Genomic DNA, 8,722 nt, shown 5'->3' with positions numbered 1-8,722 from the left:
CTCTGGTAAGAAGCCTTTGGATTGGGCTAGTTCTGACTGGTACTCCTTGGGAAGCACGTTTTTCTCTTCTAAGTAAAAATGGACCTTACCTTCTGATGAGTTATGGTTTACAATATCAAAATACTCTAACAGGCCTTCTGGCAATAAATAACGGGCTAATTCTATATTCAAAATCTAAACACTTTTTATTCAAAGATAACATTCTCCCCAACTTTTCCATTTGATCCGTTTCTTGCCCTCATTGGTATGAGAACCTGAAACAAGTTCAGGTTGACGGCTTAATGTCGATTCGTACTATTTTACGGCCTATCGAAATTTTATCGTAAAATTCGAAGTGAAGTCACCGTGAAATTTCAGGCTGTATGAGCTAACGTAATCTATATGTAAGCAGATCACTTTTAAACTATTTTTATAAATGTTTCTAAAAACAGTAATGCGAGTTCCTGAAATTTAGGTGTCAAACGAAGTATTTAGATAAAGTATCGTCAGCCTAGCGTTTTTTGTTTACTTTTTTTGGCAATGCAAAAAAGTAAAAACAAGCTGTTTTTATATGCGGTTACTTACCCCCAATCGTAAGCGAACCTGAAACAAGTTCAGGTTGACGGCAGAGATTTTAATATTGATAATCTAATAAATAGAATGTTTTTCGTTATGCTAAACGCGTTTCAGCATCTCACAAGAAATTGTCCTTCTGTATAGATAGAACCTTAATCTTTTGGTAAACTATTTTAATCCACATCAAAAATTAAGTATCTTTCAACTTCAATTTTCAGCCACAATTATTTTGAAACGCATCCTATTCTTACTCTTATTTCTATTTATTTCAGCAGAATCATTCGCTTCATACATCCTTATTCCTATGGATGCAGACGGACAAAAAAATCATCTGAAAGCATACGGAATGACGTATTGGTCATTAGATAAGCAATTAAAAGTAAAATGGTTGCTTAATTACCGTGGCGGTTCTTTTTTACTACCCGACACAGATGCTGTTCAAAAAGAATGTCAGATTCGCGGTGTATCTTTTGAAGTATTATCTAATGATAAAGCGCAAAGTATATTGGAATTAATCGATAGTCCGAGTCAGAATATGGAAGCTGTGGTATTAGAAAAAGCACCCAGAATAGCTGTTTATACACCAAAAGGTAATTTGCCTTGGGACGATGCTGTAACCATGGTACTTACTTATGCAGAGATTCCGTATACAACTGTTTACGATGAAGATGTTTTAAACGATAACCTTTTACTTTACGATTGGCTGCATTTACATCATGAAGATTTTACAGGACAGTTTGGGAAGTTTTACAACAGTTTTAAAACCACGTCTTGGTATATTGAAGATAAAAAAAATGCAGAAGCCTTGGCTAAGCGTTTAGGGTACAATAAGGTCTCTGAAGAGAAATTAGCAGTCGCTTTAAAAATTAGAGATTATGTTGTTGGTGGCGGGTTTATGTTTGCCATGTGTAGCGCAACCGATTCTTTCGATATCGCATTATCTGCTGAAGGTGTCGATATTTGCGAAGCGATGTTTGATGGAGATGGAAGTGATCCCGATTATCAGAAACAAATCGATTATTCTAAAACCTTAGCGTTTACAGATTATACGTTAGAACGTGAACCTAAAGTATATGAGTTTTCATCTATAGATATGACCTCTAAACGCCGAATTTCTAAAGATGTCGACTATTTTACACTCATGGACTTTTCCGCAAAATGGGATCCATTACCAACCATGCTTTGTCAGAATCATACCGCTTTGGTTAAAGGATTTATGGGACAAACAACGTCGTTTACACGCGATGAGATAAAATCGAATGTTTTGGTGTTGGGAGAGAATAAAAGTAACGGCGAAGCGAAATACATTCACGGTATAAAGGGGAAAGGCTTTTTTACGTTCTATGGTGGTCACGATCCCGAAGACTACACGCATAAAGTAGGAGATCCTAAAACAGAATTAGAATTACATCCCACATCGCCAGGATACAGATTAATTCTTAATAACGTATTATTCCCTGCGGCAAAGAAAAAGAAACAGAAAACATAATTTTAATAATATATGAACTTACTATTAGTGTATACTATTAGCTTTATTGGATTGTGTTTTTTAGTAGTTAATACGACTTTATTTTTAACAGATAAAACTGTTCGTGTATTAGTGTCTAAAACATTCTTAGCCTATTTAGTATCGTTATCATTTATAGAAATTAGCTGTAATGTTATTGGGGTTTTATATCCCAATTCAAATTTATTTATTTCTCATTTTTACTTCATATTCCAGTTTGTATTCATGAGTAGCTTATATTATACATTGTTTAAAGAAAAAAAGATCAAACAATTTATTGTCCTCGTTTTTGTAATAGAACTAATGATTTTAGGGTGGATTTATTATTCGAATCCACAATTGTTTTGGGAGTTTAATATATTTGAAATTGTATCGACTTCGTTTATTTTAGTGTTTTATGCGTTGGTTTATATTTTTAAAAACTTGGAGGTTGAGCATAAGTACTTCAACTTTTCAATTGGGCTGATTCTGTATCTATGTTGTAGTATTACTATATTTTTATCAGGAAATCTAGAGATGGTTTTATATGAAGATCCCTTTATTGATATTTGGATTTTTAACTCTTTGTTTTATATCATATTTCAGTATATGGTTTATAGAGAGTATTTGTTTTTTAAAAAGCAAGCCTTAAAAATAAGTAAGAACTAAGTTTGTGTGTTGTGTTCAAACTTTAGTGTTTGTAGATTGATGATGTTGTTCAAGGTAGGTTGAACTTGCTTATGATGTTATATAGGTCATTCTATATTTATATTCAGTTTGTATCTTTATATTAAATGCTTTGCTATGGTCTATCAAAAAGAAATCAATTTAAAACCTTATAAACGGGGATTCCATATTATTACAGATGTGATTATAAAGGAGTTTCCTGAATTGAAACATATAAAAGTAGGGATGCTTCAAGTATTTATAAAGCACACTTCTGCAAGTTTAACTATTAATGAAAATGCAGATCCTTCAGTGCGTGTCGATTTTGAAAGTCATATGAATGAGATGGTACCCGAAAATCAGCCGTATTATATTCATACGTATGAAGGTGCCGACGATATGCCAGCACATATAAAGTCGTCATTAATGGGGGTGAGTGTTCAAATTCCAATAACAAACGGACGGTTAAATTTAGGTGTTTGGCAAGGGATTTATTTATGCGAACATCGTGATTATGGAGGTTCCAGGCAACTTGTTGTTACGGCTTTTGGGGTGTAATTACTTATTGTTTTGTAGTGCTGTTTAGGATTTCGTCATGCCGAACTTGTTTCGCTATCGCATAAGAGTAAGTTATGAGTTAGATGTAGGATTCTGAAATCAATTCAGAATGACGGAGGTGATTGGTATTTTGTTTTAAAGTGTAATAGAATAATTTCTAGTAATATTTTGAGTTCACTTTTTTAGATTACGTTATATCTAACTAGATTAGGTATCCCATAAGAGTAGGTTTAAAAGTCTAAAGTTTCAAGTTTTCTGAAATAGAAAATGATAGTTAGTAGCAAGTTTCTTTTCTATATTCTCTTCTCTGGTATCTCATAAAGTAAATTACATTTTCAAAATTATAAATAGAATCGACTAACAGCGTCCTGTTTCCTGGTTCTTACTTCTTGTTTTTCCGTGTGTTCAATTGCTACATTTTCAAATTAAGTAATTATCACATTATAATAATTAGTCACGTCATGCCCAACTTGATTCGGTATCGCAGTTGAGTAAGGTGTGAGTTAGATGTGTGATTCTGAAATCGCAGATTCATGAATTCCTTGAAATATAATAGAAAAGAATGAATAAATAAATTCAGAATGACAGAGGTGATTGGTATTTTGTTTTAAGGTGCAATAGAATAATTTCTAGTAATATTTTGAGTTCACCTTTTTTGATTACGTAATAAGGAACTTGACTCGGTATCCCATAAGAGTAGGTTTAAAGTTTAAAAAGGCTAAAGTTTCAAGTGTCCTGAAATAGAAAATGATAGTTAGTAGCAAGTCTCTTTTCCATATTCTCTTCTCTGGTATCTCATAAAGTAAATTACATTTTCAAAATTATAAATAGAATCGACTAACAGCGTCCTGTTTCCTGGTTCTTACTTCTTGTTTTCCGTATATCTAATTGCTGTATTTTCAAATTAAGTAATTATCACATTAGAATAATTAGTCAAATCATACCGAACTTGTTTCGCTATCGCATAAGAGTAAGTTATGAGTTAGATGTGAGATTCTTAAATAAATTCAGAATGACGGTGTAATCAAAATCCGTGTTTCAATTAAGAATTATAGTACTAAAGCCACCTATGTTCTAGGCTCTATATTCTTGTCTTTCTTTTTCTTTTGACCTATTTCTTAGCTGCAATCAATGCTTCTAAAATGGTCTCAACACCAAGCTCATCATTACTTTTTGTTTCAAAACGAGCGATAGCTTTCACATTTGGATGCGCATTTTTCATAGCATAACTAAAATATGCACGTTCAAGCATTTCTAAATCGTTGTTATAATCACCAAAAACCATGGTTTCATCTTCCGAAATTCCCAGTTCATCTTGTACCAGTTTTAAAGCAAAACCTTTATTAGCATCATGATGAGAGATGTCTAACCAGTGTTCTCCAGAGACTTTAATTTGAAGTTCTCCTTCCAAATGTTTCACACGTGGATAAATAAATTCTTCAGAGTTTTCAATGTGATAAATAGCAATTTTAAGGAACTCATCATCGTTGACTTCAGTAAGATCATCAACCGTATTAAATTCGGTGTAATATTCACTTAACAGTTTAGGAAAGTGTAAATCTTGAGTTTCTATATATGCTTTATTCTTTCCGCATAACACGATAAAAATATCATCTATAGTTCTTAAAAGCGGTAAAATAGCATTGATTTTATCTTTCGACAATAACATCTTTGATAATTCTTGATCGCCACGTTTAGTAATACCGCCATTTTCAGCAATAATGGTAATCTCATCTTTAATAGCGTCTAGCTTTTCAATAATACTAAAATATTGTCGGCCACTAGCGGCTATAAATTGAATGTTATTAGCCTGTAATTCACGAAATAGGTTGTAAAAATTAGGACTTACTTCACCTTTAGAGTTTAGTAAGGTTCCATCCATATCGGTAACAACGAGTTTTACTTGAGATAATTCCATAGGGTGTTTTTTTTGAAGCTTCAAAAATACGGTATTAAATGAGTTCGAGGTGTTATGGGGATGTTATTTTTTAGGTGGTTCTCGGTTCTCGGTTAATTAAAGTGAACCGTTTAAAGGTCGAAAAGTTTATGGTTTAATATTGAATGATTAACTGGGTAGGTGGAGTGCTCTGGATTATACCTTTTGCATGACCATGTTTGTCAGTTCGAGTGCCGACAAAGGAGGTGTATCGAGAACCTTTACTAACCAAACTTCTCGATACAAATTTGTTTTGTTGCTCTTCACAAATCCACTCGAAGTGACATGATCTGTTAACAAACAACACACGATAGCCAAAAACCATCAATCCAGCCTATCATTGAGAACGAAGAGAAGAATCTCATGAATTAAACCGACAACATAAATCTAAAACAAACGTATGTCAGTTCGAGTGCCGACAAAGGAGGTGTATCGAGAACCTTTACTAACCAAACTTCTCGATACAAATTTGTTTCGTTGCTCTATACAAATTCACTCGAAGTGACAAGATCTGTTAACAAACAACACACGATAGCCAAAAACCATCAATCCATCCTATCATTGAGAACGAAGAGAAGAATCTCATGAATTAAACCTACAACATAAATCTAAAATAAACGTATGTCAGTTCGAGTGCCGACAAAGGAGGTGTATCGAGAACCTTTACTAACCAAACTTCTCGATACAAATTTGTTTCGTTTCTCTTCACAAATTCACTCGAAGTGACAAGATCTGTTAACAAACAACACACGATAGCCAAAAACCATCAATCCATCCTATCATTGAGAACGAAGAGAAGAATCTCATGAATTAAACCGACAACATAAATCTAAAACAAACGTATGTCAGTTCGAGTGCCGACAAAGGAGGTGTATCGAGAACCTGTACTAACCATGCTTCTCGATACAAATTTGTTTCGTTGCTCTTCACAAATCCACTCGAAGTGACAAGGACTAAAAAATAGCTATTTATTAAAACTCTTTTTAGCCAAATTAGGTAACGTTTTAAAGTCACTGGTTATTAGTGCTTCCTTTTTTACTCTAGACCATTTTTTAATTTGTTTTTCTGCCGATATAGCTAATTCAACTTCAGTAAATGTTGTGTAAAACACTAGTTGTAGAGGTCTGCGAGATGCCGTATAACTATTTTGATGTTTTGCTGCTTGATGGTCCTTAAATCGCTGTTCTAGATTAGATGTGATTCCTGTGTAATAACTATTGTCATTGCAATTTAAGATGTAAACATAATAAGTTTTCATAGGTTGTAATTTACAAAAAAGTAAGGTGCTGATATGTTTTTTATGTAAAAAGGGGGTGTTTCATCGATACAATTTTTCTACATTACTCTACGTAAATCACTCAAAATGACATGGTGTATCGAGAAGCTGTTCTAACCAAACTTCTCGATACAAATTTGTTCCGTTGCTCTATACAAATTCACTCGAAGTGACATGATCTGTTAACAAACAACACACGATAGCCAAAAACCATCAATCCATCCTATCATAGAGAACGAAGAGAAGAATCTCATGAATTAAACCTACAACATAAATCTAAAACAAACGTATGTCAGTTCGAGTGCCGACAAAGGAGGTGTATCGAGAACCTTTACTAACCAAACTTCCCGATACAAATTTGTTTCGTTTCTCTTCACAAATTCACTCAAAGTGACATTCGTGTATAGGAAAGCGTGTTGAGTTCTTGCTTCTCGATACAAATTTGTTTTGTTGCTCTTCACAAATTCACTCGAAGTGACATTCTTGTATAGGAAAGCGTGTTGAGTTCTTGCTTCTCGATACAAATTTGTTCCGTTGCTCTATACAAATTCACTCGAAGTGACATTCGTGTATAGGAAAGCGTGTTGAGTTCTTGATTCTCGATACAATTTTCACACGAAAAGATGAGAAAACCACTCGAAGTGACATCTATATTTTTACTACTTACTACTCAACCCTAACCATTCAATAGCTCTTTCCCTTTGTAACTTTGCATCTAAGAAACTTTGAGACTTCAATAAATCAACAAAACCAAAATCATAATTTGTAATTCCCAAGCATTTCATATATTAGCGCAACTAAAATCTGTCCATTGAATCCATCCAACCAAACCGAGCTTCCTTGGTTATATACCATTTCCCCAAAGAGTAAATTGATTAATCTTAATTTTAAAGAAATTTGGAGATATAAGGATTTACTATTCTTATTTGTAAAACGTGATATTGTTACGGTGTATAAGCAGACTATTTTGGGACCGTTGTGGTATTTTATACAGCCACTGTTTACGTCTATTATATTCACTGTTATCTTTAATAATTTGGCAGCTATTCCTATTAAACCTGGTGTGCCCGCCTTTTTGTTTAACCTTGCTGGGATAACGGCATGGAATTACTTTTCTGCCTGTCTTACGGGAACTAGCGATACATTTACTAAAAATCAGTCTATTTTCGGGAAAGTGTATTTTCCTAGAGTGATTATTCCTATGTCTATTGTGGTTTCTAATTTGGTCAAATTTGGTATTCAAATGCTGGTATTTGTGGGGTTCTATGTGTATTTCATAGTGTTTACAGACAAAGCCTATGCTGCTAGTCCGCATATAAGTTTGATACTATTACCAGTTTTGGTCTTTATAATGGGGCTTTTAGGCTTAGGCTTTGGGATGATTATATCTTCTATGACTACTAAATATCGTGATCTTACCTTTTTAGTTGGTTTTGGGGTGCAGTTACTTATGTACGGGTCGGCAGTGATGTATCCGTTATCCTTTTTTGAAGAAAAATTGCCTAGTGTGTCTTGGCTTGTTGCTTATAATCCCATGACTATTGTTATTGAGTCTTTTCGTTATATTACGTTGGGTGTTGGGCATATTTCAACGGTGCAAATATTATATATTGGTATTGTTAGTGTGTTGGTGTTTTTGTTTGGACTTATCGTGTTTAATGGGACGGAGAAGAAGTTTATAGATACGGTTTAGGAGTTGGTTTTTGGTTGTTAGGTTTTGGAATATAGAATACAGAATATAGAAAAGAGAGAATAGAAAATAGAGGAAGGGGGAATATTATTAGGTTTGTTTAAATCATGAGATTCTTCACATCGTTGCTCTTCGTTCTGAATGACGGTTGGTTTGATGGTTTGAGATTGGATGGGTTTTAGCTCGGTTTAAATCTTGAAAATAAATGGTTATCGAGCGGAGTCGAGATATTGTTTAGTAAGCTTTCGACTCCGCTCAAGCACCCTGTAAATATTCAGTACTATTTTGATTCATGTTTCTGGGTGAAATTTCTTCTGAATGACAGGTTGTTTCTTGTTTACATCATGCCGGGCTTGTTCCGGTATCTCATTTGAGTGGTTTTTTGTTTGTCAGTTCGAGTGCCGACAAAGGAGGTGTATCGAGAACCTTTACTAACCAAACTTCTCGATACAAATTTGTTTCGTTGCTCTTCACAAATCCACTCGAAGTGACATTCTTGTATAGGAAAGCGTGTTGAGTTCTTGCTTCTCGATACAAATTTGTTCCGTTGCTCTT

Annotated in this window: 7 protein-coding genes; 4 read left to right on the top strand and 3 right to left on the bottom strand. The window is 34.0% G+C overall.

The genetic code is table 11. From position 1 onward, the window contains the following. Window positions 1–171: ISAon1 family transposase N-terminal region protein (locus R6X41_RS19855; RefSeq protein WP_489670892.1), on the bottom strand; the 171-nt coding region annotated here is incomplete at its 3' end. Window positions 172–859: 688 nt separating this feature from the next. On the opposite strand from R6X41_RS19855, the gene R6X41_RS18260 reads away from it, so the two are divergent. The 3 genes from R6X41_RS18260 (at window position 860) to R6X41_RS18250 (ending at window position 3,265) form a co-directional block, all read left to right on the top strand. After that, window positions 860–2,044 carry an asparagine synthetase B gene (locus R6X41_RS18260; RefSeq protein WP_318501799.1) on the top strand — a complete coding sequence of 395 codons (1,185 nt, stop codon included), beginning with the start codon at window positions 860–862 and terminating at the stop codon, window positions 2,042–2,044. 12 nt (window positions 2,045–2,056) lie between these two features. Next, window positions 2,057–2,710 carry a hypothetical protein gene (locus tag R6X41_RS18255; protein WP_318501797.1) on the top strand — a complete coding sequence of 218 codons (654 nt, stop codon included), beginning with the start codon at window positions 2,057–2,059 and terminating at the stop codon, window positions 2,708–2,710. Window positions 2,711–2,845: 135 nt separating this feature from the next. Next, entirely contained in the window at window positions 2,846–3,265 is a 420-nt protein-coding gene (locus R6X41_RS18250) for a secondary thiamine-phosphate synthase enzyme YjbQ (protein ID WP_318501796.1), read from the top strand. A 1,111-nt stretch (window positions 3,266–4,376) separates the two neighbouring features. Here the strand turns inward: R6X41_RS18250 and R6X41_RS18245 are convergent. Beyond that, window positions 4,377–5,183 carry an HAD family hydrolase gene (locus R6X41_RS18245; RefSeq protein WP_318501795.1) on the bottom strand — a complete coding sequence of 269 codons (807 nt, stop codon included), beginning with the start codon at window positions 5,181–5,183 and terminating at the stop codon, window positions 4,377–4,379. Window positions 5,184–6,165: 982 nt separating this feature from the next. Beyond that, on the bottom strand, window positions 6,166–6,459 hold the full coding sequence (locus R6X41_RS18240; RefSeq protein WP_318501794.1) for a GIY-YIG nuclease family protein: 294 nt from the start codon (window positions 6,457–6,459) through the stop codon (window positions 6,166–6,168). An 829-nt stretch (window positions 6,460–7,288) separates the two neighbouring features. Here R6X41_RS18240 and R6X41_RS18235 point away from each other — a divergent pair. Beyond that, window positions 7,289–8,170 carry an ABC transporter permease gene (locus R6X41_RS18235; RefSeq protein ID WP_318501793.1) on the top strand — a complete coding sequence of 294 codons (882 nt, stop codon included), beginning with the start codon at window positions 7,289–7,291 and terminating at the stop codon, window positions 8,168–8,170. Window positions 8,171–8,722 lie beyond the last annotated feature (552 nt).

It is taken from the genome of Formosa sejongensis (genome assembly GCF_033447105.1).
Classification (GTDB): domain Bacteria; phylum Bacteroidota; class Bacteroidia; order Flavobacteriales; family Flavobacteriaceae; genus Formosa.
The sequence above is the reverse complement of the archived record's forward strand: the minus strand, read 5'-3'. Positions and strand labels throughout refer to the sequence as shown.